Genomic DNA, 26,662 nt, shown 5'->3' with positions numbered 1-26,662 from the left:
ACAGGCAGCTGCTGGCGCACCCGCCAGTCTCCGCCGAACCCGCTGGCGCGGTTTCGGGCTGCCGCTACGGTCCGATGTCTGAAAAACCAGGCTTGCAGCGACCGTTCCGGTCGCGCCGCCCCTGTCGCGCCGGAAACGGCGCTCCCTGCACACCTGACGGTGTGTAAGGCCACTGCGCCTGATGGCGCAGTCAACCCTTCCGCCGCCACCCCTGCGGCCTGTTTCCCGCTGTGGACTTTCCGGGGGCTGGAGTAACCACATCCCGTTTCAGCAGTCCAGGGGAAGATATACCGTCCACAAAATTTTTAGCCATAAACCCGGCAAAAAATTTTGCGTCCGCCCCCGGACAGCTGCCCCGTGACGTGGTGACGGACGCCCCATCGGAAAGGTCCACTGCGGGGAGAAACCCCGAAGAAGTGGACGGCAGAAGGGGCTTTCGCCCCTCCGGGGAGCAACCGGTCGGCCCGGCGACCTGATTCAGCAGAAGGAGACGTTTTCATGACTGTCAGCAGCACGATTTCCGTTTTTTGCCGCGACGGGGTGTTCCGTACCGTTTACTGCCACCTGCACGGTGAGCCGACCTGGAACGGTCGCATCCTGCATACCCACTATGCCACCGGTCAGCAGGCCGAAGCCCTGGTTGAACACGGTGATATCCGTTGCCTCGGTCCCCGTTGCGACAAACCCGCCGGGCATACGCTTCAGAACCCGGTGGACGGTGTGACGGCTTATTACGGACGTGACAGTGGTTTCCGGATGGACAGTGAGGCGCGTGAGTACCGTTCTTTCAGGGAGGCTATTGCCACTGAAAGCACTGAAGAGGTGCGCTTCCATTATGTGTTCATCGACGGCTACTGGAAGGTGATGTACCGCACGCCGGAAGGCTGGAAGATGAAAGCGCTCGCGCTGGCACTGCGTCGCTGTCCGAAATGAAAAAAGGCAGGGCGATAAACCCTGCCTCTCTCCGCCGGCGCTTCCCCGCCAGGAAGTCCGGCATCTCAATCACTATCTATGGAGATTATGCCATGAGACCATCAATTATCTTCGCAACCGCCGAGTATGTAAAGCGTCTGCGTGAAGAGTGCCTGCGGGAGAATAAACCCCTGCACCGCCATACCCGCTTCAGACGTCAGGAGCTGGCACAGGATGAGATTAACCCGGACGTCCTGGCGATGAGCGGCCATATCGCCAGACGCTGCAGTGAGCAGAAGCGGGTGCGTATCCCCGCTATGAAAGTCAGCGAATGGGGCCACCTGCTCCGCGCGCTTGAAATTGAGCGGGTCTGCCACTGATTAACCCTTGCCGTCTGCCTGTGCAGGCGGCAGGATACGTTCAGACATCTCACCAGGAGGAACCGTGAGTAAGAAGAAAAACACCACAACGCCCACGCCGCATGATGCCGCGTTCCGGTCGTTCCTGGCGAATCCCGACGTCGCCAGAGATTTTCTGGAACTGCATCTTCCGGCGGAGTACCGGCAGTTGTGCGACCTGTCCTCGCTGAAGCTGGAACCCGCCACCTTTGTTGAGCCGGACCTGCATCAGTACGCCAGCGATATCCTCTGGAGCGTGAAAACCACCGGGGGTGAAGATGGCTATGTTTATACGCTCATCGAGCACCAGAGCACCGAAAATCTGTACATGCCTTTCCGCATGTTACGTTACAGTGTGGCGGCGATGCAGAGACATCTGGAGCAGCACAAAACGTTGCCACTGGTGATTCCTGTACTGTTCTATCATGGTGAGCGCAGCCCGTACCCGTACAGCATGAACTGGCTGGACTGTTTTGAGAATCCGGCACTTGCGGCTAAAATATACACAAAGCCGTTTCCGCTGGTTGATATCACTGTCGTTGATGACAATGAAATCATGAACCATCGCCGGATGGCCGCACTGACGCTGCTGATGAAGCATATCCGTCAGCGGGATATGCTGATGTGTCTGGACAACCTGGTCAGAGCACTGCAGGACATCCAGGATGAAGAGCAGATTACAGTTCTTTTCAACTATCTGCTTAATGGCAGCGAACATGTAACGGTTGAATTTTTGCAGACGCTGGCGCAGCGACTGCCGCAGCACGAGGACAGCATTATGACACTGGCAGAACGTCTTAAGCAGGAAGGTATCCAGCAAGGTATCCAGCAGGGTATCCAGCAGGGTATCCAGCAGGGAGTTCAGCAGGGGGCGCTTCAAAAAGCACGGGAAATCGCCCGGGAGCTCCGGAACGCGGGAATGCCGACAGCACAAATCTGTCAGCTGACCGGACTTTCTGAAGCTGAACTGAAGAACATCACTCACTGATGAGAACCAAAAGGCCCGGCAAAATACCGGGCCTTTTGCCAGCAGGAGCAGAGAAAACAGTATGACGATTGCAGAACGTCTTATACAGAAAGGTTTCGACGAAGGTTTCGACGAAGGTTTTAAAGAAGGTTTTAAGAAAGGTGCGCTTGAAGTGGCGCGGGAAGCAGCCTGCCGGCTGCGGGATATGGGCTGGACGCCGGAACGGATTCAGGAGGCAACCGGACTTTCCGGTGAAGAACTGAAAAAGCTGTTTCCTGATGAGCAGTAGCCTGGCATTCTGCCAGGCTGTGAATCACGCTCACACATCCTCTGCCGTTTCCCCTAGTTCATTTTCCAGACGCCTGATGATATCTGCCTTGCGCATCCCCTGCATGTGAGGCAGCAGGTCACGGACTGAAAGTGCCTGGGTGGTCCTCCAGACGGTGACGTCCACCTGTTCCGCATTTTCCCAGGCGTGCCATGTTCTCTGCGTCACGCCAAATTCTCTGGCCGCTTTTTCGCGTGACCAGAGCATGCTTTTTCGCCAGATTCGCAGTTCCCAGCCGGTCATAAAACACCTTTGAAAAAGTGAAAAAACTTCACTTTATTTTATCATCACAATTGCCAAATCAGCGCGATAAATAAGTGTAAAAAAGTGAAGAAATTTCACTTTTTTTGCTTGTAAATGTCGTGCGGTTTTCTCTGTTTTCACCTGTGCGGGAGTGGTGTGCCAGTGACCACCACATGCCATTGTTGTGCCGTCGTTTTTCTTCAGTCGCGCCGTATGCGGCGCTCCCTGCACACCTTACGGTGTGTAAGGCCACTGCGCCTGATGGCGCAGCTGTCTCTGCCTGTCTGCCGCCGCACTGCGGCCTGTTCTCCGCAGACGGACTTTCCGGGGGTACATACATGACCACATCCCGTTTCAGTCGTCCAGGGGAGAGATGTACCAGCCACAAAACTTTTTGCCGCAGGCGTCAAAAACTTTTGCGTCTGCCCCCGGACAACTGCCCCGTGACGTGGTGAGCGTCCCCCGTCGGAAAGGTCCACTGCGGGGAAATCCCCGAAGACCCGGACGGCAGAAGGAGCTTCGCTCCTCCGGGAAATGACCTGGCTGACCCGGCAGTCGTGACGATGAGGAGACAATGTGATGAATCAGACTTTACCCACTGCTGACCTGAATACTGCCGGCACGACAGATGTTATTCCGTCTGTGGCTATCGACCGCATCATCGCGCAGCGTAACGAAGGTATTGCACTGTTCATGCAGGCGATGGAATGCCTGGCGACAGCGCGCAAGATTCTGCTCGATGCGTCAGGTGATATTTTTCTTTACGGGTTTGAAGACTGCGTGACTGATTCCGTTCGGTGCATGGATAAACCGGAAGAAGCGAAAAAGAATATCACCCGTCTTGCCGACCGTAAAATCTGGGACCGCCTGATGACGGATACGGGGATGTACACCTTCATGAGTTCATGTCAGCGCGATGAGTGGAACAGCCAGTTGATGAGCGACACCTGTCCTGAAATCACCCTGGACAATGTACTGGCAACTTTTCGCCATCTGAATGCCAGTAAGATGCAGACATTTGAACAGGGACTGATTGATGTCTACCGGAAATTGTCATGGGATTACAGAACCAATAATCCCTGCCGTCTGGGCAAGAGAATCATTATTGAAAACCTGCTGTACCGCTGGAGTAACGGACGTGTGACGCTGGACTGCAGCGGGCGGGAGGCACTGGATGACCTGGTACGTCCTTTTTATCTGCTGGAGGGGCGCAACGTTCCTGACTTCCGGAGCAGCATCGGGGCGCAGTATGGTGAATTTCTCGGGAACGGTGACAATGTCGGTAAGCTGTTAGAAGGGGAATATTTTACGGTGCGTGGCTACCAGAAAGGGACCGTACACATTGTCTTTAAGCGTTCTGACCTTGTTGAAAAACTGAATGATATTATTGCACGGCATTATCCTGGTGCATTGCCGCCACGAGTCTGATTAAACAGAAAAGCCCTGGTATTTATGCCGGGGCTTTTTTTTCTGTAACCATCATAATCTCAGAACACAATGTGACATTGTCACATTAATTGTTGTTCATATCGATGCCATCTTTCCTGCCTGAATCTGTCTTTTTAGGTGCTGTTTTAGAGGAAGAACGGCGGGATGGTTTTTTCGATTCTGCTTCCCGAATAATGTCACGAAGTGCCTTCTCTCCTACTTCATACCCTGCATTTTTGAGCGTGTCACGAACATCTGCCAGTGTATAACCCTTTGTCCTTACCAGGACAATAATGTCATCACGAATGGCATCAAGAAAATCACGCAATGTTTTCCGTTGAGCGGTGAGGTCCGGCAATTCTGATAAAGCAGCTTTTGCCAGCTGGATGTCATCATCTGAGTAAAATTTTTTAGAAGCCATTGGCACTTTCTCTCCGTTTCATTTTGAAGTCTGATTTTATCATCAAAAACTGACTCCTGGCAGGGCTGCGCCCTGCCTCTGCCGTCTGCATAAGACTATGATGCACAAAAATAACAGGCTATAATGGCCTGAAAAACGGGACAGGATGTGCAATTGTAATACCGCCACACGCGACGCTATTACAATTGCCATCTGGTCAGGGCTTCGCCCCGACACCCCGTAAGGAGCCTGAAGTGAGTGATAGTGCGGTAAGAAAGAAAAGTGAGGTACGGCAAAAGACAGTTGTCAGGACACTCAGATTCTCTCCTGTTGAGGATGAAACCATCAGGAAAAAAGCTGAAGATTCCGGACTTACTGTATCTGCTTACATCCGAAATGCAGCACTGAATAAGCGAATTAACTCCCGTACAGATGATGCTTTTCTGAAGGAGTTAATGAGACTGGGAAGGATGCAGAAGCATCTGTTTGTTCAGGGAAAAAGAACCGGTGACAAGGAATACGCAGAAGTGCTTGTTGCCATAACCGAACTTACAAATACATTGCGTAAACAGTTAATGGAAGGTTGAGGATTCTCCGGTGAATGCAGTCATTCCGAAAAAGAGAAGGGACGGCAAGTCTTCGTTCGAAGACCTGGTATCCTACGTCTCTGTCCGGGATGACATGACCGATGAGGAACTGGATTTATCTTCTTCTTCGCAGGCTGAACAACCGCACCGAAGCCGTTTCAGTCGCCTTGTTGATTATGCGACACGTCTTCGAAATGAGTCATTCGTGGCGCTGGTTGATGTCATGAAGGACGGCTGCGAATGGGTCAACTTTTATGGTGTCACCTGCTTTCATAACTGTACTTCTCTTGAAACTGCCGCTGCAGATATGGAGTACATTGCCCGGCAGGCACACTATGCAAAAGATGACACTGATCCTGTTTTTCACTACATCCTTTCCTGGCAGTCACATGAAAGCCCGCGTCCGGAACAGATTTATGACAGTGTACGTCATACGCTGAAATCACTCGGCCTTGCCGACCATCAGTATGTCTCTGCCGTGCATACTGATACAGATAATCTGCACGTCCATGTGGCTGTTAACCGGGTACACCCTGAAACGGGTTATCTGAACCGGTTATCCTGGAGTCAGGAAAAACTCAGTCGTGCCTGCCGTGAGCTTGAACTGAAGCATGGTTTTGCTCCGGATAACGGTTGCTGGGTCCATGCACCGGGAAATCGTATCGTTCGCAAAACCGCCGTTGAACGTGATCGCCAGAACGCGTGGACACGCGGGAAAAAACAAACTTTTCGCGAGTATGTCGCGCAGACAGCGGTCGCTGGTTTACGCAGTGAACCTGTAAATGATTGGTTATCCCTGCATCGTCGTCTTGCGGAAGATGGTCTGTACCTGTCTCAGATGGACGGAAAATTTCTGGTGATGGATGGCTGGGATCGCAACAGGGAAGGTGTACAGCTTGACTCGTTTGGTCCCTCCTGGTGTGCAGAAAAACTCATGAAAAAAATGGGTGACTACACGCCAGTACCAAAAGACATTTTCAGCCAGGTGGAAGCACCAGGACGCTATAATCCGGACTTCATTGCCGCTGATGTTCGCCCGGAAAAAATCGCTGAAACAGAAAGTCTGCAGCAGTATGCCTGTCGTCATCTTGGAGAACGTCTGCCGGAAATGGCACGGGAAGGACGGCTGGAAAACTGCCAGGCTATTCACCGCACACTGGCTGAAGCGGGATTATGGATGCGTGTTCAGCATGGTCACCTGGTTATCTGTGACGGTTATGATCATAACCAGACTCCCGTTCGTGCTGACAGCGTATGGTCGCTGCTGACGCTCGACAATGTGAATCAACTCGATGGTGGCTGGCAGCCTGTACCAACAGATATTTTCCGCCAGGTTACGCCAACAGAACGCTTCCGTGGTCGTCGTATGGAGAGCTGTCCTGCGACCGATAAAGAATGGCACCGTATGCGTACAGGCACGGGGCCGCAGGGGGCTATCAAACGCGAACTGTTTTCTGACAAAGAAAGTCTGTGGGGATACAGCATCAGCCATTGTAGCCCTCAGATTGAAGAAATGATCACACAGGGTGAGTTTACCTGGCAGCGTTGTCATGAGCTGTTTGCACAACAGGGACTGATGCTACAGAAACAACATCACGGGCTTGTTGTCGTTGATGCCTTTAATCATGAGCAAACGCCGGTGAAGGCCAGCAGCATTCATCCTGATCTGACACTGGGGCGTGCAGAGCCACAGGCCGGACCTTTTGTGAGTGCCCCAGCAGATTTGTTTGACAGGGTGCAACCTGAAAATCGCTATAACCCGGAGCTGGCTGTCAGTGACAGGTACGGGGTCAGCAGTAAACGTGATCCAATGCTGCGCCGGCAGCGACGTGAAGCCAGGGCTGAGGCCCGTGCTGACCTGCGTGCCCGCTATCTGGCATGGCGTGAACAATGGCGTAAACCGGATCTGCGTTATGGGGAACGTTGTCGGGAAATTCATCAGGCATGCCGTCTGCGGAAGTCACACATTCGTGCGCAGTACGATGATCCGGCATTACGTAAGCTGCATTATCACATTGCAGAAGTTCAGCGAATGCAGGCATTGATCAGGCTGAAAGAAGACATCAGGGATGAGCGGCAGAAACTTATTGCTGACGGGAAGTGGTATCCACCCTCTTACCGTCAGTGGGTCGAAATTCAGGCTGCTCAGGGAGACAGGGCTGCTGTATCGCAGCTGAGAGGTTGGGATTATCGCGATCGCCGTAAAGACAAGTCACGCACAACGACAACAGACCGCTGTGTCGTGCTTTGTGAACCGGGCGGAACGCCGGTATACGGTAATACCGGTGATCTCGAGGCCCGTTTGCAGAAGAACGGGAGTGTTCGTTTTCGTGACCGTCGGACGGGAGAGTTTGTCTGTACGGATTATGGTGACAGGGTTGTTTTCCGTAATCACCATGACCGCAATGCGCTGGCAGATAAACTGGATTTGATTGCACCGGTATTATTCGGGCGTGATCCACGCATGGGTTTTGAACCAGAAGGAAACGACAAACAATTTAACCAGGTCTTTGCTGAAATGGTTGCCTGGCATAATGTGACAGGCCGTACCGGTCACGAAGACTACAGGATTACGCGACCGGACGTGGATCATCACCGTGAAGGAAGTGAACGCTACTACCGCGATTATATCGCGGCGAACAGCAATGATGATGCGTCACTGCCTCCGCCGGAGCAGGATAAACTCTGGGAACCGCCTTCTCCGATGAGATGACAGATGAAGCTTTATTAGTTTCGTTATAGAATGAAAAAATCACCAATATTAAATATGGATGTGGTGGTAAAAATAAATATGTCAGGCAATGTTAAGTAACTCTATTGACGGAATCATGTTTTATGAGCACTAATCTTGCTTTTCGTTATGCAAGTGTTGAAACTTTTTTTAAAATGATTGAAAACCAAGAATTATGGTTTACCGATCTTCGGAATATGAATGATCCGGAAGAATACTCGGCTGGCTATGAAATAGTCAAGGGAATAATAAATGAGGAATTTCCGGATTGCATTAGACTATTAGAAGAAGTATCACCTAATAAGATAGACGAAAATTGTAAGATATTAATTTGTTGTTTCTGTTCTGATGGAGATCGTTCCAACATGTGGAGCGAGTATGGTGATAATGGCAAAGGCGTTGCTATTGGTTATGATGAGAAGATTATAACCCAATGTCATGTTTTTGCCCGGTATGAAGAACATTTTCAACCTATTAGTGGTAGCGTTGTTTTTCGTCCTGTTATCTATTCAGAAGAACTGTTTCGAGAATATGTAAGAAAGGAATTGCTTGCTTATATTAATCGCTCCAATCTCGCCATCGAATTTAGGCATAACTTACTTCATGTAAGTCTTATCAGACTATGCTCATTATATAAGAGAGAAAACTTTAAAAGTGAAAATGAAGTCCGAGGACTTATTGAAGTAAATAAACATGCATACCCACCATACAGTATTGAAAAACGTAATACTAATTTTGGCATTGCGTATTATCATAAGGTGAAATTTACCTATACGGCAATTAGAGAGATTGTGTTGGGACCTTTATTTGAACAATCTGATGAACAGTTTCGGTCAAAATTAGATGATCTAGGGTTAAAGGACATAAAAATCAGACGTTCCATATGTACCTACAATGATGCGGTTAATCTGTAATCTGAATGCTGGTATCTAGTACCAGCATTTTTAAATAGTTTTTTTGCGGGAAGACCGAAGTATGGTCACAGTTCAGTACATTCCGTCCCAGTCCGGACGGTTGGTTTTTTTATGATGAAACCCGTTTACAGGACGCTCTGTCGGGTGGTTATTGTCCTGTGGAAACGTTAACAGGTTTATACCTGCTCTTTCTGCTTTCACTGATATCTGATTTTCCTCTTTTGTTTCAGGTAGTTCTGGTCTGTTCAGCGTGATATAGCGAATTCGTCGCTCTTCCCGTGTGGTCGTTTTAAGCGTATTCACCGCTGTTTCCCACAAGGCACTTTCACGTGCGTTGATATCCGTGTCGTACTCTTCCAGCATTGCCATAGCTGCCTGACGTCCTGCAATGCGTTGCTGGAATGTATCCACGATCATGTGCGGCTCTGTGCGAATTTTTCGTCTTTTTCTGGAGGGTTTTGCAGTCAGGACGCCAATGATGGCACTGACATTTTCCGGTGACGGGATTCGACGTTGAGCTGTACGGGGAACCAGACGGCGGAGACGGTCCAGGCGAGGTGCATCCACGCTGATATACCTGTTTATAACAACGGGATCGCTGCTGCAGCTTTTCTCATTGTCAGGGATGAAGAATGATGCTGATGGTACGGTTTCTCCCCGGAAAATAGAAAAGAACTCGCCAGGATGAAGTTCAATCAACTCCTGAACATTTATCTTACTTTCCATCAGGATGCTGATTTGTGGGCTGTCAATCCATGACTCACCAAATATGCCGTCCTGACGCTGCAGGTTATTCATCCTCGCCCTGGCTTCTTCACCGGCGGCGCTTTTCAGCGTTCTGGCCGTACTGCCCTCGCTGACAATCCTGCCGGCAAATTTTGTCCCCGTGTTCTGCATCAGTGTTGCAGTATTCGTGGCTGTTGTCTGTCCTTCTATACGTTCCTGGTCCTGTGCCATCAAAATCAGAGCAAAATCCAGTGAACGCACCTGAGTGGCTTCCACAGCAATACGGTCCGTATAGTATGCCCCCACTTCATCAAGGAAACACAGATAAGGGAAACGCCCCTTATATTTTTTGACTTCCAGTGCATCGGAATCAGTTCCTTCGAGGCGGTAGCCCAGATCTCGGGCGAGAATCATACTTTTCTGGGTGATAAACATTCGTCCCAGAGCGGACGTTGTATGCGCTGATGTATCCAGAGCGGGGATCATTACCATCAGAATCCTGTCGCTGTGAATGCTGTCACGAATATCGATATCACCGGAATCTTCAGCAAAAATATCCCCGAATGCTTCCGTGAATGTGCTGAAAGTTTCAGAAAACTGCCCGGAGAGATAAGCATGTTGTTTTCTGGGTTCTTCCGTCCAGGCTGATGGCGTCCTGACCAGCGACAGGTCGAAACCGGGAACGTCCTGAAGGTAGTTACGTAATGGTGCGATAGCTTCTTCCGGCCACTGATCATCGAGGCCACGACAGTAAAGTTTGGCCATCCCTTCGAGAGTCATATGTTCTCGGAGCATCTGCAGTGACATTGTTTTGCCTTCGCGCACACACCAGAATTTAGTACCAAATACCAGAGCCTTGTTCATGGCTATGGCCCGGGACTGCCACTCGCCCCCCTGGACGTTCTGGGGCAGCATTGACTGCATTGTCTCCGCTGTGAATGCCTCAGTGCTGTAACAGAAGGGATTCCAGGTATTTGACTGAGGACGCGTTTTTTCACCACTCAGAATGATTTCACTGCGGGATTTTCCTCCGTTCATGAAGTTGATGACTTCCACATCGTCTTCACGGCCAAAGCGTCTGGCCAGATACCAGATCGTTCTTGCCGTATCATTCTGTGCCTTGCCATCGACAAGGGTGAATCCTCTTGCCCAGCAAAGCGGGTTAATCGCCCAGGCAAAGATGGTTTCCGTTTTACCCCCACCGGTGGTGGCGAAAAACATTATATGGCGGGTCAGATCGTCCATACTCAGCCACAACTCCCGACCTATATCCCTGACGCGTTGATAACCAACATAAAATATGCCGCTGGCCGGTGACTCCAGGATGACCTCATACTGAAACAGAGTTGGCCAGAAGCTGAAAAGGCTTCTTTTAATCATTCTGTCCTGTGACGGGTCAGCACATTCCAGCGTCATGGGCATACGAAGAGGGCAGCGCCATCGCTGCAGACTAAATACCAGCATCGTTATCAGTGTGAACAACAGACATGCCGGTAATGCAAGTGGCCAGATAAAACTGGCCACAAGACTTGCCACCAGGCAAAAGCCATAGATATTGAGACTCTGGAGTGCATTCCAGACAGGATTTCCCCAGGCTGTACGGTGTAAAAGCTCGGGGTTAACGCGATGTTCACTCATGGCCAGACTCGCTGTCGGTGGTTTTCAGGAATAAATTAAGCGTGCCAGTTTCCTGCAGAATTCCAGTAGGCAGATGCCAGCCCGTGTCGGACAGCACCCATGGGGTACCGGCAAATCCGAACTTACGGAAGGCGACATTGTTAACATCAATCGCAGCTCTGGCTGCTCTCAGACATGTTTCATCTGCAGGCGTTGTTTCTTCTGATGGCGTCATCATTCCGTTATCTGCGGAATACAGTCGGTGCCAGCCGGCAGCACGTTTCTGAGCATCTTTTTCACACAGCAGTGGTGCCACACGGTCGGTGGATTCCTCTCCACCAATAACTGAAACCGGGTAGATAACGACATTGAAGTCGCTGGCCAGGCGTTTTAAGGCCGGCTCCAGAAGTCTGCAGTTAGGACAGGCAGGATCGAGAAATGCGTACAGGGTTCGTTCATGACCGGATGACAGGTTGATGGTAAACATGCCCCGATCGGCGTTCCGCTTCAGAACAGTAGCCAGATTATGTCGCGCAGCTGCGGCTTCCGGATTTTTGCTTGTGATTGTTTTCTCCGGTACCTGGACGTCTTTTTTCGGGGGAACCGGGAGTTGAATGCCTTCATTTAATGGCACAGTGTGATTCAGGTGAGGGGGAAGCAGTCGTGGCTCACCTGCTGTCTGTACTGCTTCAGGCGTTGTATCGTCCCAGAATACACGATCAACATAGCGGAACAGAGAGAAGCCAATCGTTGCCATTACGAACAGCACAACGCTGGCGATTATGCCACGGAACAAAGGTGTTCTGCTGAAGCGGCGTTCCATCAGGTATTCAAGGCGCAGGCAGGAATCAATAGCTGTAAGTATCTGGTCAGCGTTATGCTCCTGTTTATCAATCAGGACGGTTTCTCTGTTACGGGTGCCCATGGCGTCAAAGGCTATATGAATCAGTTGATTATTTCGTGTTACCAGCCCTGACAGGGCATCCCGTGGAAGGACGGCAATAATTTCTGTCTTGCCATCCGGCCAGATTGCCTGCACGGAAATATGTTTTGCAATGCGTGTTGCAAAGTACTCGATTGTCATTTTCAGTTCTCCGGATAATCAGAATTCGTTGTCTGTAGCAGGTGTACGGGGCAGGATGTCGTCGGTGAGGGACCAGTTGGTCAGGATGCGGCGTTTCCGGTCGCGATCTGGTTGTGGTTCATCCCAGATAAGACCGAGACTGAGCATATCCCGCCGTAAGCCTTCCACCGCTTCATCAACACAGGGTTCAGGGCAGGGAAGGCCAAAACGCATGGCTTCGGCCTCTGCACGTGCAACGGCCACCACGCCAGCGCCTTCAATAAATCCTTTCGTGGTATTGGCGCGGTGTAATGCATAAAACAGCGTTCTGTCCACGCCTTTCAGCCAAATCCAGTTGGGTGGCGTAAGCCGCAGGTCATGTGCATACAGCCAGACCAGCCCACTGCGGACGTAGCGATGTTGTTTCAGCCATTGCTGTGCTCCGTTGCTTTTAATCACTCTCTGGAAAGCTGATTTGGCCAGTGAATAAACAGGGGTACAGAATTTCCCGCTGTCCCGTTTGCTTTTAATTCTGCATGAGAGGTTCAGTGTATCCATGAGCTTTAATGCTGCCTTACGATCATCCAGGAAATACTGAAGGCCAAATATGGCAAAGAGTGCTTTTTCATGTGGTGCCATGTCTTTCCAGGACGTTAAAGGTTTACCCAACTGGGCCATGAAACATCGTCTTGCAGCTGCAACATCGAGCTGCATATTGGTGATGAGTGCATGCTGCTCGACAAATGCTTCCGGGGTGAGAGCAACCCGCCGCTCAGGCCGTTTGCCACCATGAAAGAGTTTTTCCGGATCACCATCTGCCAGTACTGGGGCGATAGCAGGGGACAACGAGGCAAAGATGTGTGGCAGTCGGGTAATATCTACAGGTCTGCGGGTGAAACGGCTTTGTCCCGGGTGTTGATACCATTCCCATAAACACCAGAGTGTCACAGGTAAAAGATACATCCACAGAATACCTATGGTCTGCTCCATGACGTTAATCCACTGGCTATAGCTTATGTTGGCGGCGTTGTTACCGGTCATGGCAAGCAGGTTGTATCGTGGTGCTGCATAGTTATGAAATGGTCCCCAGTCGACCAGTCCCCATAAGGTATGAAGAATCAGGCAGCTGGCGTAAACCACTTCCGGCAAGAATAACCATATGACGAATAGCAGCAGGATAAGAAGGACACCAACAGCGCCCCATATCTGCATAGGATCTTCTGCGACAGGCTGTCGATTGTAAGACATGACAAAGTCTCCATTTCTGGAATTTAAATCAAACGGAAAGATTAAAAATTGTTTTTGGGTCAGGCTGGTAACACATCAATAAAAAATATTTTAATGTGTCACTAATGTGGGGGTATATATTTTTTATAAGCCCTTAGTAATTTTTCTATTAACTCACCAAGGGCTTTGCAGTATGCGTGTACGATGTTGTTTTAGCTAGATAATCTTTAATTGGTGTTTAACCAATTAGTGGCATATCTAACTCACTGTTTGGCTTTAACCTGTTATTTTTTTGAAGTTCTTTATGAAGGCTATCAATAAGAGGTTTGTCACCATCCCAGAAGTAGGACTCATTATTCCTCGATTGAGCTATCATGTCTTCATGCCATATGTCTTCCCACCAGGTACTTGTCTCACCTGCACTACATATAGTTATGGGGTGCTTTTCTCCGCTCTTATAACAGGAATCCAGTGCATATTGGCTAATGTTATAGCTTTTCACTAACAGATTGCTATTTATATATTTTAAATAAAGGGATTGTAAAATTACAAGGAAATCGACCAGGTCGTGGAATCCGCCCTGTCCTATTTTTTCTTTGTCTGATAAGTAAAGGTTTGTTGAGAAAAAATCTGTAGTTATGCTGTTTTCAAATTCTCTCAGTATTAGTATATTGCCAGATTCATTTACCCTGAAAATATGAATAGATGAGACTTTACGACCTTTGTTGTCAGGCTCTAAAAGTGCATCGATATCTTTTTCTCCGCCACGATTCCAGTTTATCCTTCCTTTAGAACTCTTTGGATAAGGTACATTTTCGCCAAACTTTAACCAATCTGGAGAGCATCCAAAGATATCGCTTAATTCGTCAAGCTCTGTAAAGCTAGGAACAGCATTTCCGGTGAACCAATTTTCGGATTCTATGGCGTCATGATGGCCTAATTGTTCTGCAATTCTTGCGGGAACAAGATTAATGGCTGTTATGACCTTATTAGCTTCTGATAACGCTTGATTAAGACGCGCGGTTATTTCTCTTTGATAGCGTTCACCACCAGTTAATTGTTTTTCATTATCTACGGAGCAACTAAGGATATATCTGGCCTGTGCTTCCAGGGAGCGTTCAGAATGCAGAGCTGTCTTTTCCAGAGCCTCATATATTGCATCAGGTATTAATCGAATCAATAGTTTCTTCATATATATTATCCTATCAATATACGGTGATATCATATTGATTTCTCAAAGACCTCTTTTCAATACGCAAGATGTAACCATATGTTTCTGTTTGGCTGTTTGAGTTATTTCAGATATGGAGAAGATAATTGTAAGCATGAATAGCTACTGGTTTTGCTCAGTGGAACACTGGCTCTCTTTGTTAACTAAACCATATACAGCAGAAAGCCCCTGGAGATTTTTGTCAATCAACCAAGGGCTCTACTGTAATGCTTCGACAACATTATAGTAGCCCGTTGACATCTTCTATGCCAGAAGGACGGGGACTCCTGCTACATTCAGGCTGTCACCTGAATCATTTTCAATGTCAAATGTTCGAGAGCGCAGCCTTTTGTACTCACCATGTCCGAGAGATGTGTGGGGCTGGTTAAAAGGATTGTTACAGATACGAAAGTCGTTAGAATAGCTGCGGGCGCTTGAGGCTGTATGCCGAAAGCGTTTTGTGGACGGTATACAGCAGAAAGCCCCTGGAGATTTTTTTATCAACCAACCAAGGGCTCTACTGTAATGCCTCAACAACATTATAGTAGCCCGATAACCGCCGTAAGGCAATGGAGGGGCTATGATGCCACAGCGAACATTTTTAATGATGTTGATCGTCGTCTGTGTGACGATTTTGTGTTTTGTCTGGATGGTGAGGGATTCGCTTTGCGGGCTCCGGCTCCAGCAGGGAAACACAGTGCTTGTGGCAACGTTAGCCTACGAAGTTAAACGTTAACGGGCAACACGGCGGCAGGTTTTCTGCCGCCGCTTTGTTGCGAAGGCTGACCTCATTGCGCCCTTTCTTCTTCAATGAAGCGTATCCGGTATTGTTTCATTTTCCCTGAAGCCCATTAGCTCCAGCCGAATGCCTTTGCCATCGGGGGCCACGTTCTGCATTTCGCAGATACCACGTCGGGTCATGAGTGTGAAGGCTGTCATTGCCAGCATGGCTAACGCATTTTCCTCGCTTCCGCTGCGTTTCTCGAGAGCATCGGCAATTTCTTCTATGCTCCCCGCCTGAAAGCAAGAGTCGAATTCTTTACTCCACTTTTCTGACATCGGATTTTCTCTCTGTATTTATGGGTAGTTATCGAACTGAATGTGCCAGTTTTTTCAGGAGACGGCAAAGTTGAGATGGTTGGTTCTGATTCAGAGCATGAGTTTCCCCGGTGTGACGGGCATGTCGGGCGGATTTTGAGAAACAACAGATGTAAAAAAACCGACTGGTGAGGTCGGTTTTTTTACTGTTCCGTTACAGAGTTGGTGGCCCTGACCGGAGGTAATCTCTTTTCAACTAACGTTCTTATAATAGCGAGCTGTTCATTTGATAGCAACCATCCTTATAATCCGCAGGTTAGCTCTGTCTGGCGACACTTCTGCCGTGATATCCATCGGGACTATGGATGCAAGATTTTAAGTCCTGGCTGAACAAACAGGTGGTGCTGTGTTCAGTGCTCTGGCAGGAGGAAGTCTCTTTTCAACTAACACTGAAAGTGCCGTTGTGACAGGCAATGTAAGAGTAAGCAACGGTGATTTCCTCCAGTGATGGAGAAGCGGATGATTAATCTGTTAATCATCGTTCTCAGGGCAGTAGTTGCCGTTGCAAACGCGCTGATTGCTGTTCTGGAACTGATCCGGGAACTTATCGACTGATAAGCCTGGAAACGTAACTAAGGGCAGGAGGTGACCGCTTCCTGCCCTTTAACAAAAAGAGATCTCACGTTAAAAATTTGTACCCTTCTTTAACTTCCAGTGCCTGCTCCTTTGAGTCAAACATCAGTCTTGTTTTCCCGGGAACACCCCATGAAATGTATTCGACATCTATCCACCATTTTCCATATTCTTCATATGGACCGGATATTACTTTTTTGACAAAGGCGTCTACCAGATTCATTGTTTTTTCCTTTTTGTGTTGAAAATAATTAATGCCAGAACACAGCGAAAATAATGAATGCACTGGCTGTGATAATTGCGATTTTCTCCTATATGATATTTTTCTCATGGGGGATTCTACGGAGATTATTTCTTCGCATTGGAATATATTGGATATGTTTATTCATGAATAAGAGCAGGTGTGGGATTTCCTGCTCTTTTTGTTGGGGTTATTTTACATACTTCCAGACAGAAGCCGGTACTTTGTCGTACAATTTGTTCATTGTCAGTTCCGCAAGGCGATGATCAATTGCAGAGTTGAATGCTTCTATTTTATCCGAGGCTAAAGTGCCCTGGTTTTTAGCAATAATTTTCTCAAGTGTCTTTAAGCTGGAACAGCGACGTAACTGATATAACCATTCCTGTTTTGTTTTTGCCATAAATAGGTCCTTGGGTTTATTTAATACGGCATAAGCTATGTGTTGTTGCAAACAAAAGCCGGCTCATCTGAACCGGCAGTTATGGAGGCTGCTTATCTTAAAATACTTCAGCTACAGGCACGCCTGCAATCTGCTCCCACTCCTTACGCTTTTCCTGAATCAGACGAGGAAAGTCGACAGGATAATCATATCCTCGACTTGCCATAGCGTGCATGGTGTTTGATGCGGTTTCTGGATGAGTACACCATGATGGAATAGGAACCATTGGCAGGTTGATGTATTTCGTATGAATTTCCAGTGTTTTGTCGTCTGTTACAGTACGAGTGAAATTATGAATGTCAAAACCGATAACATCCATAATGTTGCCTGGATAGATACGGACATACAACATTGTGCCATTTTTAAGGTCAATACCGAAATAAGCTCCCTGAGTTAAAGATAATCCTTCATACCCCTTCTCTGGAGAGTAGAAGCCTGACTCTTTTATTGTTTGTACAACTTTTCTTATCTTTTCTCTCCTTGTTTTTGCACGTGAATACATCCATATACCTGGCGCAAGTAATAAGAACCAACTACCAAAAGTGACAACATAATCTTCAATGTTGTCACCATAATAACGAGAACTAAATAACATCAGTGTAGATGTCAGTGCGCAAAATAAAAAGAAAGGTATTCCTAAAAAGAAGTAAGCCTTCCTTAATACATAATATAACAACCACCAAGTTGGAAATCTGTCAGGTGTCTCTTTTTTAGCCTTCATACAATGCCTCCCCTCGTACTATCTATTATTTTAATGCCGATGGGGAGGTTGTGCAATATTTATATTATCCTTTTATTCCGTCCTTGTCGTCACTTCCATTTGTATTATCTTTAAGACGATCTGTTTTCATTCCAGGAGTATGTCGGATATTGCGACTTCCTCCAATAAATATTTCTTTAACAGAATTTGCCATGCTGCCAAGAGTGTTGGCTCCCTCACGCCCACCAAGGAAATTAATAACATGATCAGGTAGGTAGGCCTGAAGGGCAAATATGGCAGCTACAGTGGTTGTACAAATTCTGGCGTATATCAGCAAGAAACCAGCAAGACTGAAAATACCGGTCAGCGAATTGAACTGTACGTTAACCAGGGCAGCGCCAAATAATGCATTTAGTATTGTGCCTACGGCGATGATGGCAACAGAAGCAAAGAAAAAACCAAAGACCATGATGGGCGGCCTTATCATACTATCAATTAAGTATATATAACCGTAGGCTGCCCGACTTCCTCTGTCTTCTGATGTTCCAAGATGTGTTGCAGCCCACAGAGGTCCGGCGGTACATCCTATTAATACACTGACTATCCAGTTCCCAATGCCTGTCATCCAGAAAATGAATGGTATAAATGGTAGGTAAATTGATAAGGAAAAACCCGCACAAAACAACAGGAACAACAAGAAATATATTGGGGGAGCTGCAGCATCCAGCAGAGCAACTAATCCTTTAGGTAATCCAGAGAATAAATTGGCAACCTTTCCGAAAATAGAGTTATCACCTACTGTCGCGAGAACTCTAACTGTTGTATATCCACTCCAGAGAATCTCTGTTGTTCCTAATGTATAATCACCAATATTTTTCATCTTTATCAATGGATTGACCTGATCGCTTGTTGTTCCTGTGCCACTTATCTCTGTTGCTATCCAGTTGGTTCGATAGACAAAGAAGCTCATCATTTCAGATAAGGCAGACTTAGGATCTTGCGCATTGGCCATTCGTTGCTCATTGGCTGATGTAACAGTGCCCAGAGGTGGTGTATAGGTGGTGTTCTGTAATTGAGTCTTGTAGGCACTCATGACTGCACTGAATAAGTCAGTATCACCAACTTCTCCCAGTGATGACATTGAGGTTACAGCTGGAGCTCTGTCAGCCAGCTCTGCCAGACGTTGGTTAGCTGTCGCAAAGGTCTGATACCACGCGCCAAGCGTTACCCACCCGTAGGTTGTGAGATAAGATTTAAGAGCCTCTTTTCTGGATTGCTCTCCGTTATCAGTGGGTAGCGATTTTTGCACAGCACGTTCGTATTCGTCGGCTGCTTTCTGAATTCGTGTCTCGATATCCGGCAGTGTTCCGTTGCCAGAATTTCTTTTTTCCAGAAATGTTGTCACAAACTCACTGGCAGCGTTGTCCATGTCGCTAATCATATTATCCATGGCTGCACGTTGTGCTGAGATAACACCGCTGTATTCGTTTTTACTGAAGGGATTAAAGAATTTTCCAATCGTCGACTGATCTGTTGTTCCGTTCCCTTCTACTGACAGGCTGGCAGTACCACAGATACCGCTGCCATTGGATACTGTGACAGTGTAATTACCACTGGCGGTTTTAGCTGATTCTGTCATCAGTGAAGTCGAGGATTTGGCCGTCTGATTAAAATCATTTAGCCCTGCGTTAACCGCATACTTACACAGTTCCATTTCAAAAATGCCACGCGCTGCTGTTCGTGTGGATGCCTGAACTGGCTGTACAGTCATTGAATAACCATTTGCGATATTATCAGCGGCAACTTGCACCATCACATTGGCGGACCCAACCCCCATTATCGATGCGCCCCATAACATAATGAGCTGAGCGAGACTCCAGCCATTTCCGGTAGGAACGATCATCAGAAAACCTGCGACGAAACTCAGTATGCCGACAATATCGCGCCCGACGCTGAATACCTGTCCCTGATGCCCCGAACGCACAACATGGCGGATACTAATGAAGATACACCAGACGATAGCAAGTACGGCAATGATATTGTTGAACACCCAGAACATGCTTCCGATCAGGGTGGGGTCGCTGGTTGACAGTGGATTGGTGACCACATCACCGAATATCGTGACCAGCGCCTGGCGGGACAGATCGTCAGGATTGGTGGCGGCAGACACAATATCCTGATAGGTCACTGAAGCCATTGCCGGCAGTGAGGATATAGCAAGGCCTGCACAGAGTGCGCGAAGTAAAATTTTCACAGTAACTCCGGAATAGAATTGCGTATGGGCAAAGGCCACACAGGATTTAATTAAGGGGGATGGCGACATGCCAGTGGTACTGGCATCTGGACGTGATCAGTATTGTTTACTGGTTACGGCAATTAATGTGGCATTGCGCCAGCCATTGCGGTCGTTCAGAAAATCACGGAAAGTCCCCTGCTCGGGTTCGCTGACTTTTCGTTCATGCAACTGCCAGAGGCGGTATGTAACAATCAGTGCTCTGGAAGCACAAAGAGCGACGCCTGACAGTATCAACATAAGAGTGCTGATGGCGCGTACCTGTGTCATCAAAGGTAATGAGGAGGCGGCAAAGAGCATACCGCTGAGGAATAAAGCGATGGCCAGCAGACTCCAGCAGCATAACCGCCATGCTGTTCTGCGCCGACGGAAACGGCGATCCAGATCGTCTACTGACATATGGCTGGCCTGCAGAGCTTCTTCCCACGAGAGGCAGAGTTGCGCCTTTTTATTATTTACCTGACGGAATTTTTCCAGCCTGCTTTTTTGTTGCTTTAGCATATGCTGTACAGAATTCGTTATCAGGCGAGTCTCCATCAGCGGAACAAAAATGTTAATAATCCTCCGGGTGGCTATGCGGGTTATGGATGGTGATTTTTTGACGTTTTTCGTCTGGTCTGAATTTTCCGGTAACTTATTCATTTCTTCAGTCCTGTTCTGACGTCAGCTTTCAACGTGCGTTTGCCTGATTGATTGTTTTCTCAAGGCTACCGAGTTGTTTTTCATAATACTGGCGGGCGGTCAGAGCCAGTTGCTGTCCAGAGATGACATTACCCTGGCGGATCTGTTCTTTCAGGTCGTTCAGCTGCCAGTTCATTTGCGCAGTGATTCTTACCAGTTCACGGAGCAGGTTATCTCCCTGCATTTCCTGTAAATCCACCAGGTATGCTGTGTTGGCGTAGCGCCGGCCAGCCTCAAAAGCTTCAAACTCACGGGTACTCATATATCCCCGTGCTTTTGCTTCTGGTGAAGCCACCTGGTCGAAGTAAGCGGCCGCTGAGTCTGACTGCAGTGTTTCAGCCAGTGCTTTACGTGTGGTTTCATCAGGCGTGCTGTCAGCAATCAGCGTCAGTTGGGGATTCGACGCAGAATCAATGATGCCGTTGTATTCGTTCTGGAGTCCGACGTAGGTTCGTCCACTCTGGGTATTCACTTCTCCTTTACCCAGAGCACGACCGGCAGAGGGGCGGGAAGTGTTTTTCATGTAAGCCGTCGCTGCATCTATTTGCTTCTGATCCCATGTCAGTGCCGCAGGTGTGTCCGCTGTACCTGCGCCGTGGTAAATCGAGCGTACCTGACTGTCTCCACCTGGTATTTCGCCCACAGAAGGACAAACGGCGGTTCCTCCAAAACGTGCATATTCTGCTTCTGTACAGTAACTGGCGTGTATGGCCGCGCCATCATAAGCTTCCCGCACGGGAGAGTTTGCTGCGCTGGCCAGACGGTCGCGGATGCTACGGTTGCTCACACCGCCACCTTTACTGAGTTTTGAGGCTGCTGATGCTGAGGCACTTTTGCTTTCTGTTGCAATCCCTGATGCGGATTCACTGCAGATGGAGTCTGGCACGGTGAAGCTTTTCCGTGCCTCCTCGAGGCGCTGAGTTTCATTACTGAAAATCATCTGCTGACGTGTCGCCTGTCCGTTCTGGGCAATGACACTTGCCAGCTTTTCAGAGTTCTGATTGATAGCGGTACCCGTGGCTGTCTGGGTACTCAGTATGTCACTCAGCACACCTTTGATGGCCTCCATTCTGGGGACGACCTGCTGTTCAACGGGGCGGCTGGCGACGACGGTGACTGAATAAGCATGAGCCTGGCATGCCGTTCCACTCAGGATGGCTATAAGGGCTGCGAGTAATGTTTTTCTTTGCATTTTATTGTCTCCTGCTCGGGGTGGAGCACAAGGTCAGGAAGGCTGTCGTATTTTCTGTCTTCAGGTAGTGGGGCCAGTGGGAAACACTGATATCGCCTGGTGATATAACCTTTCCTGTTCCGGTTATCGATGATGCTGAAAGAACGACGTCTGACGCGCCGTAAGGTGGACGGGTCAGTATCCATGACAGGCCAGTCACCGGCACTCAGTGCCGGCGTTCCGGGAACGGATGGCCATAACCAGGTATCATCGGACATCAGCGAAGCCAGCGGTGAAGGGAGTATCCACTGGATGACATGCTGAACGTCGAATGGTGCTTCATCCGGGACAGAAACCTGCCATATTGCCGTTGTTATCAGCTCATCTGTGCTGGACGGCAACAACAGCCGCATGCCTGTAACCTTTCCCTGTGTTCTGGCATCTGAGGCGTATATCACTCTGGGATTGGGGGCCGGATGTAACCTGAAGACACGTGACGGCAGAGTGAATGAGAAACTGTCACCTTTTACCTCAAGTTTTTTAAGAAATACCTGCCCTCTGGCAGGTCTCCGGCAGCGTGGGGTGATATGAATTGTACACATCAGAGATTGTATCCCTGTTTTCGGATGAGCTCCGAGGCCAGTTCTTCAATAACATTGTCACTGTTATGTTGGCCCGCCCGGTGCTCAATTAATGACGTTGCAGAACCTCTGGGGAAGTTTTCGGCCAGAATCTTACGTGCCCGAACTGAACCTAACTTATTTGTCAGTGTTTTACGCAGGGCACTGTCTTTTGGCGATGAGTTCAGCGCCCATAGCTCCAGTGGACCGACGGTAAATTTGAGTATTCTCGCAAGCGTGCCACTTTTTACCCTGAATACTCCCAGAACAGGAACACCACTACCATCTGGTGCCGGGCCTTCCGGCATTTTCAGGAAGCGTTTCAGCATAAATTCAGGAACGTTGAAGTTATCCCTCAGTACGGGGATATCTTCGGGTTTGTAGCGCAGTAACCAGAGAGTATTTGCTGACTTAAGAACGCTTTCCGGGTAGTCCCTCAGATACTGCGTACTCAGAACCGTGCGGATAGCAAACTTGCGTTGCTCACGCTCCTGGGTATCCAGATTTTCCCAGATGAAGTCAATGCCCCGGGCGTTATGCAGTTCATCATAAACTTTTGTCTTAACCTCCTGATCAAGTTGGTTAATACGTTTAAGAGCGATTTCATGGTATTCCCGTGGAAGCTGCTTTAACACTTCATCCCTGTATTGTGGCAGGGTGAAGTCACCACCGGCGATCTGACCTGCAAGCAGGTACATGATGCCGGTTTTAAGCCTGCCTGCAGGCGTTTTGTCACCGGCAACATTATTCAGATCGACAGCGATGACCCGGGTTTCCGGGTTGATCATAAACCGGGTATACCCGGATATCATGGGGTAGTCGTTATGTCCCTGCTCGAGCGCGCGGCGGATGTAGTCCAGCAGAAGTTCGTTTGAACCATCACGCTGAACAGTACCGAAAACATCCCTGAGACTGGTATGGCCCAGCATCGAGGACACTTCGGGAAGCTGGGGCATTGCCTGATAATGTGCCCGCTGAGCCGCCATGATATACCCGGCATTGTGGAGCATATCCCGGACTTCGAACCAGGTTGATCTGGCCCACCAGGTTGCATCATGTTTTTCATACAGTCCCGAGTCCTGCAGTGCTGAATCCACCAGTTCTTCCGTTGAGGCGCGATAAAGTCGCGGATTATTTTCACCGTACTCTTTAAAAGCCAGCTCGATAAGCTGGTTGATAATTTGTCGGGTGTCTCCGGGGTTACAGGGTTGACCGGTACCGGTATCGACACAGAGAGCACACAGCACCGATGACATGAAATTCTTTTCCGGCGTAATAGGCTTTTTAGCGCCGTACATCACGTCAAAAAGGTTACGGGTGTATTCCGGATCATTGCTCAGAATAATACCGACAGCTTCGTCTTTTCTTTCTGGAGGAAGACTGTCGCGAATAAGCTGAACCAGTCCCTGAGCACTGTATCCCTTATCGATATAGGCAATGAAGGGCAGGTTTTTCTGAGCAGATGATATCTGTATTTCCGACAACGTATTAATCAGAACTGATTTACCCAGTCCCGGATCGCCTGGTGCCAGTTCTGTATGTTTATTTTGTTGGGATGACGCCAGACCAACCTCAAATGCGGAACCGTCTTCTGTATGTAACATAAGATTCCCTTTACCTCGCCAGACAGAGCCTGCCCTGTTAAGCGGGAAAAGCGAGATGGCATGTGACAACGGGGGATACAGGGGAACCGGGCCGGAGCCTCCGGATGCCGCGAGAATGGTATTCACCCAGGCGCGTCGGGGATCGCCAAATGTTGTTGTGGTGCCACATACGCCCCAGCCTTCAATGGCCGATTTCAGAATGGCCTGGTTTCGTGTGCATATTTCACGTGTTTTTCCCCACGTGGAGGCCATGATGGTCATTATGCAGACAGGTTCTTTTTCATCCGTTGCCGCCAGGGTCATAACGGATTCATACATTGGACGAACGGCAGAAATGAAGCTGCTGTAAGTCAGAAGCGTTTTCTTCAGATTAAGAGCCTTCATCCCGCCGGGCATCAGATCCATTCTGATGCGCCAGGGGACTGCGCGGGGGACGGCACGGACCAGTTCGTTAAACGTCTGCAGATTTTGCGGAGGTAAAGTAATCGATACCATTCCGTGCCAGAGTCCGCCCGCCTGAACCAGGTTGCCCTGTGTGGTCACCTGCGTGTTGAATAACTGCAAATGCAATGAAGGAGCATGTAGTACGGATTCATCGTCAGTCCAGCGATATCCCGCTGGCTGGGCATCTTCAGGCAGGTGGGGTTGCCAGTTACGCGGTGTGCTGTGCCGTTCTGTCTGACGACGTATTTCACGCCCGACCTCGTGTATATCCAGTAGCCGGAGAATCAGGCCATCAGATGAATGTCTCAGTGCCTGTTCCACATTATCAAGAAAAGCTTCGTGGCGGATTTTCAGTGCAGATAAGGTCCACTGCCAGGGGGACTGGGCAAAGCGTGCTTTCGGTACCCGTTCAGCCAGTCTTCTGACAAGCTCATCATGGGCGGTGCGATCGCTGTTGCTGATAAGGTCGGGTCCACTCCAGATCGCCAGCCAGCAACGCTCCCGGACCAGCCATGGGGACAGTGTTGTGACTTTCTCATCGACCACATCCTGTAACTGGATACCTGTATTAGCCAGTGAGCGCTTTTGTGGGGCGACCATGTCTTCGATTTCTTCTTTCCCCATTTCAGGGTCACGCTCGAAAACGCAGCTGATTTTATGACCGCTGTTTTTATATGCCGTATTCAGGCTGTCACTCATGCTGGTGATCAGCGATTCCAGTGAACCTGGGCCAGTCTGGTCGGATGCTTCATCCATTTCCCTGAAAGCACCGCTGACTTCAAAGACAGAGAGATATTCTCCACGCTTTGTGGCTGCAATATAGGGCGAATTCAGCCATGGGCGACGTTCACGATCCTGTCTGTCCAGACCAATTACAGTACGTAAATCGCAATACTCAACAAAACTGCTTGCGACAGAGAAACGGGATAGCGTGTTCAGACAGTCTTCGATAGTGAAGATTAAACGGTTTATGTTCATAGGTGAGGGAACTCCGGACTTACAGGAGGGAGGTTTGTGCAGTTTGATTTTTTTAATGCCACCCCGCGCTGGAGTGGCATGAAGAAAAATCAATCAACGTATTCTTTTTTGATGAATGAATCTGGTGTCAGAATCAGGGCAATCCCGTTCATTTTTTCACGCAGGGGCGAACGACCGGAAGGTGGATAGCGACGAAAAACGTCAGCGAAATCGGCCGGGCGGAAACTGCGGAATTTATCCTCAACCGCCAGTCTGTTTTGCATCAGTGCAGAGAGCGCTTCCCGTCCCCGCCGGACCCGGAACTTATCATTACTGAAAACTTCCTGTAATGAACGACGGTTAAGGGCCACGACCGTGGAAGGATGAAGGTCGGGTAGCCACACCATAACGCCCTGTGCTGCGGCATAACCATTCAGTGAATGCCAGGCGTGGCAGAAAGCACATAAGCTGTAAGGCGGGCCGTCTTCATGAAACAGTTCCTGCTCTTTCTCTGACAACGACTCTGTACTGGTGATTTCAGCTTTCTGTACATGGCGGAGTGAAAGACGTCTGGCAGACAGACGGGCCTGCTCAAGCGCCCGTTCAGCGGCTTTTACTGCCGTGTTGTACTTTTCCTTTTCGCCGGTTGCGACTGGTTCACCACGCTTTTTTAACTTATCCAGATGTTCTGTGGCCTTATTAAGACGAACTCGTGTGTCACTGATTGTGTCGGTAAGCTGTCTGAGTGGCCATGAGTCATCCAGTCTGAAACGGTGCCTGACGTTTTGCCGGCAGCAGATACATCGACCGGGCGTTGTTAATTCCGGTTCCGGTAACAGTGGCTCCTGTGTATGAACCACATCAATTTCTGGAAAGGGATACAACCACAAGTCTTTAATGCTGTGTTGCATGAGCAGGCTCCGTACTGGTGTAACGTTTCACGGCTTCCAGAATGATGTTTGCGATTTCATCGGAACAGCATTCTGCAAAAATGAATTCCTGATCGTCCCGACTGTCGTGGGCAATCACATTGCCGTTTTCTGTTCGTCGTAACGTTATGTGCTCCGGGCTCCAGGCAGACATATGTGCC

The 26,662-nt window shown here is 48.9% G+C and carries 28 protein-coding genes and 1 pseudogene; 11 read left to right on the top strand and 18 right to left on the bottom strand.

The window, feature by feature from the left end; genetic code table 11:
* From FC814_RS15870 to FC814_RS15845, 5 genes and pseudogenes are all read left to right on the top strand, one after another.
* Positions 1–255, top strand: a pseudogene (locus tag FC814_RS15870) (hypothetical protein); the annotation flags it as partial.
* A 243-nt stretch (positions 256–498) separates the two neighbouring features.
* A complete protein-coding gene (locus FC814_RS15860; protein ID WP_000218863.1) occupies positions 499–933 on the top strand; it encodes a hypothetical protein in 435 nt (144 codons plus the stop codon).
* A gap of 92 nt (positions 934–1,025) precedes the next feature.
* Positions 1,026–1,292: a hypothetical protein gene (locus FC814_RS15855; protein WP_001247862.1), complete on the top strand. Its 267-nt coding sequence runs from the start codon at positions 1,026–1,028 to the stop codon at positions 1,290–1,292.
* A 64-nt stretch (positions 1,293–1,356) separates the two neighbouring features.
* Positions 1,357–2,298, top strand: a complete 942-nt coding sequence (locus tag FC814_RS15850) for an Rpn family recombination-promoting nuclease/putative transposase (RefSeq protein ID WP_137326170.1) — start codon at positions 1,357–1,359, stop codon at positions 2,296–2,298.
* 61 nt (positions 2,299–2,359) lie between these two features.
* Positions 2,360–2,566 carry a hypothetical protein gene (locus FC814_RS15845; protein ID WP_021545175.1) on the top strand — a complete coding sequence of 69 codons (207 nt, stop codon included), beginning with the start codon at positions 2,360–2,362 and terminating at the stop codon, positions 2,564–2,566.
* Positions 2,567–2,596: 30 nt separating this feature from the next.
* On the opposite strand, the gene FC814_RS15840 is transcribed toward FC814_RS15845, so the two are convergent.
* Positions 2,597–2,848, bottom strand: a complete 252-nt coding sequence (locus FC814_RS15840; protein ID WP_000148285.1) for a helix-turn-helix transcriptional regulator — start codon at positions 2,846–2,848, stop codon at positions 2,597–2,599.
* 33 nt (positions 2,849–2,881) lie between these two features.
* A complete protein-coding gene (locus FC814_RS23565) occupies positions 2,882–3,079 on the bottom strand; it encodes a hypothetical protein (protein ID WP_001161115.1) in 198 nt (65 codons plus the stop codon).
* 348 nt (positions 3,080–3,427) lie between these two features.
* On the opposite strand from FC814_RS23565, the gene FC814_RS15825 reads away from it, so the two are divergent.
* Complete coding sequence (locus FC814_RS15825; protein ID WP_137326169.1) at positions 3,428–4,276, top strand: DUF4942 domain-containing protein; 849 nt, start codon at positions 3,428–3,430, stop codon at positions 4,274–4,276.
* Positions 4,277–4,361: 85 nt separating this feature from the next.
* Here the strand turns inward: FC814_RS15825 and FC814_RS15820 are convergent, their stop codons facing one another.
* On the bottom strand, positions 4,362–4,697 hold the full coding sequence (locus FC814_RS15820) for a molybdopterin-guanine dinucleotide biosynthesis protein MobC (RefSeq protein ID WP_000157095.1): 336 nt from the start codon (positions 4,695–4,697) through the stop codon (positions 4,362–4,364).
* A 233-nt stretch (positions 4,698–4,930) separates the two neighbouring features.
* On the opposite strand from FC814_RS15820, the gene nikA reads away from it, so the two are divergent.
* The 3 genes from nikA to FC814_RS15805 all read left to right on the top strand — a co-directional run bounded on the left by nikA (position 4,931) and on the right by FC814_RS15805 (position 8,908).
* Complete coding sequence (gene nikA / locus FC814_RS15815) at positions 4,931–5,263, top strand: IncI1-type relaxosome accessory protein NikA (RefSeq protein ID WP_001283947.1); 333 nt, start codon at positions 4,931–4,933, stop codon at positions 5,261–5,263.
* Between the two features lie 10 nt (positions 5,264–5,273).
* Entirely contained in the window at positions 5,274–7,976 is a 2,703-nt protein-coding gene (gene nikB / locus FC814_RS15810) for an IncI1-type relaxase NikB (RefSeq protein WP_077136968.1), read from the top strand.
* Between the two features lie 122 nt (positions 7,977–8,098).
* A complete protein-coding gene (locus FC814_RS15805) occupies positions 8,099–8,908 on the top strand; it encodes a DUF2971 domain-containing protein (RefSeq protein ID WP_077123257.1) in 810 nt (269 codons plus the stop codon).
* A 72-nt stretch (positions 8,909–8,980) separates the two neighbouring features.
* On the opposite strand, the gene trbC is transcribed toward FC814_RS15805, so the two are convergent.
* The 4 genes from trbC to FC814_RS15785 all read right to left on the bottom strand — a co-directional run bounded on the left by trbC (position 8,981) and on the right by FC814_RS15785 (position 14,766).
* Positions 8,981–11,272: an F-type conjugative transfer protein TrbC gene (gene trbC / locus FC814_RS15800; RefSeq protein ID WP_077136967.1), complete on the bottom strand. Its 2,292-nt coding sequence runs from the start codon at positions 11,270–11,272 to the stop codon at positions 8,981–8,983.
* Entirely contained in the window at positions 11,265–12,335 is a 1,071-nt protein-coding gene (gene trbB / locus FC814_RS15795) for an IncI1-type conjugal transfer protein TrbB (RefSeq protein ID WP_077123259.1), read from the bottom strand. The genes trbC and trbB overlap by 8 nt, the downstream gene beginning before the upstream one ends.
* Before the next feature lie 18 nt (positions 12,336–12,353).
* On the bottom strand, positions 12,354–13,562 hold the full coding sequence (gene trbA / locus FC814_RS15790; protein ID WP_000121263.1) for an IncI1-type conjugal transfer protein TrbA: 1,209 nt from the start codon (positions 13,560–13,562) through the stop codon (positions 12,354–12,356).
* A 217-nt stretch (positions 13,563–13,779) separates the two neighbouring features.
* Complete coding sequence (locus FC814_RS15785) at positions 13,780–14,766, bottom strand: hypothetical protein (RefSeq protein ID WP_077123266.1); 987 nt, start codon at positions 14,764–14,766, stop codon at positions 13,780–13,782.
* Positions 14,767–15,334: 568 nt separating this feature from the next.
* On the opposite strand from FC814_RS15785, the gene FC814_RS15780 reads away from it, so the two are divergent.
* Entirely contained in the window at positions 15,335–15,487 is a 153-nt protein-coding gene (locus FC814_RS15780) for a Hok/Gef family protein (RefSeq protein WP_001387489.1), read from the top strand.
* 71 nt (positions 15,488–15,558) lie between these two features.
* On the opposite strand, the gene FC814_RS15775 is transcribed toward FC814_RS15780, so the two are convergent.
* Positions 15,559–15,810: a hypothetical protein gene (locus FC814_RS15775; RefSeq protein WP_023225283.1), complete on the bottom strand. Its 252-nt coding sequence runs from the start codon at positions 15,808–15,810 to the stop codon at positions 15,559–15,561.
* Positions 15,811–16,308: 498 nt separating this feature from the next.
* On the opposite strand from FC814_RS15775, the gene dqlB reads away from it, so the two are divergent.
* The gene (gene dqlB, locus FC814_RS23240; RefSeq protein ID WP_000609148.1) at positions 16,309–16,404 is read left to right on the top strand and encodes a DinQ-like type I toxin DqlB; all 96 of its coding nucleotides are present in this window, start codon (positions 16,309–16,311) and stop codon (positions 16,402–16,404) included.
* A gap of 64 nt (positions 16,405–16,468) precedes the next feature.
* Here the strand turns inward: dqlB and FC814_RS22870 are convergent, their stop codons facing one another.
* From FC814_RS22870 to traS, 10 genes are all read right to left on the bottom strand, one after another.
* On the bottom strand, positions 16,469–16,645 hold the full coding sequence (locus tag FC814_RS22870; RefSeq protein WP_001054898.1) for a hypothetical protein: 177 nt from the start codon (positions 16,643–16,645) through the stop codon (positions 16,469–16,471).
* Between the two features lie 208 nt (positions 16,646–16,853).
* Positions 16,854–17,063 carry a hemolysin expression modulator Hha gene (hha, locus tag FC814_RS15765; RefSeq protein ID WP_137326168.1) on the bottom strand — a complete coding sequence of 70 codons (210 nt, stop codon included), beginning with the start codon at positions 17,061–17,063 and terminating at the stop codon, positions 16,854–16,856.
* Positions 17,064–17,160: 97 nt separating this feature from the next.
* Positions 17,161–17,823 carry a plasmid IncI1-type surface exclusion protein ExcA gene (excA, locus tag FC814_RS15760; protein WP_000644792.1) on the bottom strand — a complete coding sequence of 221 codons (663 nt, stop codon included), beginning with the start codon at positions 17,821–17,823 and terminating at the stop codon, positions 17,161–17,163.
* 64 nt (positions 17,824–17,887) lie between these two features.
* On the bottom strand, positions 17,888–20,056 hold the full coding sequence (locus tag FC814_RS15755) for a DotA/TraY family protein (protein WP_137326167.1): 2,169 nt from the start codon (positions 20,054–20,056) through the stop codon (positions 17,888–17,890).
* 96 nt (positions 20,057–20,152) lie between these two features.
* On the bottom strand, positions 20,153–20,737 hold the full coding sequence (gene traX / locus FC814_RS15750; RefSeq protein ID WP_096923676.1) for a conjugal transfer protein TraX: 585 nt from the start codon (positions 20,735–20,737) through the stop codon (positions 20,153–20,155).
* A 28-nt stretch (positions 20,738–20,765) separates the two neighbouring features.
* Entirely contained in the window at positions 20,766–21,968 is a 1,203-nt protein-coding gene (traW, locus tag FC814_RS15745; RefSeq protein WP_089438581.1) for an IncI1-type conjugal transfer protein TraW, read from the bottom strand.
* Positions 21,935–22,549, bottom strand: a complete 615-nt coding sequence (gene traV / locus FC814_RS15740) for an IncI1-type conjugal transfer protein TraV (protein WP_000337399.1) — start codon at positions 22,547–22,549, stop codon at positions 21,935–21,937. Before traV ends, traW begins: the two co-directional genes overlap by 34 nt.
* Positions 22,549–25,593, bottom strand: coding sequence for an IncI1-type conjugal transfer protein TraU (traU, locus tag FC814_RS15735; protein WP_077123251.1), 3,045 nt, complete (start codon positions 25,591–25,593; stop codon positions 22,549–22,551). Before traU ends, traV begins: the two co-directional genes overlap by 1 nt.
* Before the next feature lie 89 nt (positions 25,594–25,682).
* Entirely contained in the window at positions 25,683–26,483 is an 801-nt protein-coding gene (traT, locus tag FC814_RS15730) for an IncI1-type conjugal transfer protein TraT (protein ID WP_001164788.1), read from the bottom strand.
* Positions 26,467–26,655, bottom strand: coding sequence for a putative conjugal transfer protein TraS (traS, locus tag FC814_RS15725; RefSeq protein WP_001277255.1), 189 nt, complete (start codon positions 26,653–26,655; stop codon positions 26,467–26,469). Before traS ends, traT begins: the two co-directional genes overlap by 17 nt.
* Between the last annotated feature and the right edge of the window lie 7 nt (positions 26,656–26,662).

Source organism: Escherichia sp. MR (assembly GCF_005280595.1).
GTDB lineage: Bacteria > Pseudomonadota > Gammaproteobacteria > Enterobacterales > Enterobacteriaceae > Escherichia > Escherichia ruysiae.
This window is presented reverse-complemented; position numbering and strand designations above follow the sequence as displayed.

What these genes read in the sequence shown, in the direction of transcription:
- FC814_RS15785 (WP_077123266.1), bottom strand. Translation starts at nt 14,766, where the DNA reads ATGATATCACCGTATATTGATAGGATAATATATATGAAGAAACTATTG.
- FC814_RS15840 (WP_000148285.1), bottom strand. Translation starts at nt 2,848, where the DNA reads ATGACCGGCTGGGAACTGCGAATCTGGCGAAAAAGCATGCTCTGGTCA.
- FC814_RS15775 (WP_023225283.1), bottom strand. Translation starts at nt 15,810, where the DNA reads ATGTCAGAAAAGTGGAGTAAAGAATTCGACTCTTGCTTTCAGGCGGGG.
- FC814_RS15780 (WP_001387489.1), top strand. Translation starts at nt 15,335, where the DNA reads ATGCCACAGCGAACATTTTTAATGATGTTGATCGTCGTCTGTGTGACG.
- trbA (WP_000121263.1), bottom strand. Translation starts at nt 13,562, where the DNA reads ATGTCTTACAATCGACAGCCTGTCGCAGAAGATCCTATGCAGATATGG.
- trbC (WP_077136967.1), bottom strand. Translation starts at nt 11,272, where the DNA reads ATGAGTGAACATCGCGTTAACCCCGAGCTTTTACACCGTACAGCCTGG.
- FC814_RS15820 (WP_000157095.1), bottom strand. Translation starts at nt 4,697, where the DNA reads ATGGCTTCTAAAAAATTTTACTCAGATGATGACATCCAGCTGGCAAAA.
- dqlB (WP_000609148.1), top strand. Translation starts at nt 16,309, where the DNA reads ATGATTAATCTGTTAATCATCGTTCTCAGGGCAGTAGTTGCCGTTGCA.
- traV (WP_000337399.1), bottom strand. Translation starts at nt 22,549, where the DNA reads ATGTGTACAATTCATATCACCCCACGCTGCCGGAGACCTGCCAGAGGG.
- excA (WP_000644792.1), bottom strand. Translation starts at nt 17,823, where the DNA reads ATGAAGGCTAAAAAAGAGACACCTGACAGATTTCCAACTTGGTGGTTG.
- FC814_RS15860 (WP_000218863.1), top strand. Translation starts at nt 499, where the DNA reads ATGACTGTCAGCAGCACGATTTCCGTTTTTTGCCGCGACGGGGTGTTC.
- traT (WP_001164788.1), bottom strand. Translation starts at nt 26,483, where the DNA reads ATGCAACACAGCATTAAAGACTTGTGGTTGTATCCCTTTCCAGAAATT.
- FC814_RS15845 (WP_021545175.1), top strand. Translation starts at nt 2,360, where the DNA reads ATGACGATTGCAGAACGTCTTATACAGAAAGGTTTCGACGAAGGTTTC.
- hha (WP_137326168.1), bottom strand. Translation starts at nt 17,063, where the DNA reads ATGGCAAAAACAAAACAGGAATGGTTATATCAGTTACGTCGCTGTTCC.
- traW (WP_089438581.1), bottom strand. Translation starts at nt 21,968, where the DNA reads ATGCAAAGAAAAACATTACTCGCAGCCCTTATAGCCATCCTGAGTGGA.
- FC814_RS15825 (WP_137326169.1), top strand. Translation starts at nt 3,428, where the DNA reads ATGAATCAGACTTTACCCACTGCTGACCTGAATACTGCCGGCACGACA.
- FC814_RS15855 (WP_001247862.1), top strand. Translation starts at nt 1,026, where the DNA reads ATGAGACCATCAATTATCTTCGCAACCGCCGAGTATGTAAAGCGTCTG.
- traX (WP_096923676.1), bottom strand. Translation starts at nt 20,737, where the DNA reads ATGAATAAGTTACCGGAAAATTCAGACCAGACGAAAAACGTCAAAAAA.
- traU (WP_077123251.1), bottom strand. Translation starts at nt 25,593, where the DNA reads ATGAACATAAACCGTTTAATCTTCACTATCGAAGACTGTCTGAACACG.
- FC814_RS22870 (WP_001054898.1), bottom strand. Translation starts at nt 16,645, where the DNA reads ATGAATCTGGTAGACGCCTTTGTCAAAAAAGTAATATCCGGTCCATAT.
- FC814_RS15805 (WP_077123257.1), top strand. Translation starts at nt 8,099, where the DNA reads ATGAGCACTAATCTTGCTTTTCGTTATGCAAGTGTTGAAACTTTTTTT.
- trbB (WP_077123259.1), bottom strand. Translation starts at nt 12,335, where the DNA reads ATGACAATCGAGTACTTTGCAACACGCATTGCAAAACATATTTCCGTG.
- traS (WP_001277255.1), bottom strand. Translation starts at nt 26,655, where the DNA reads ATGTCTGCCTGGAGCCCGGAGCACATAACGTTACGACGAACAGAAAAC.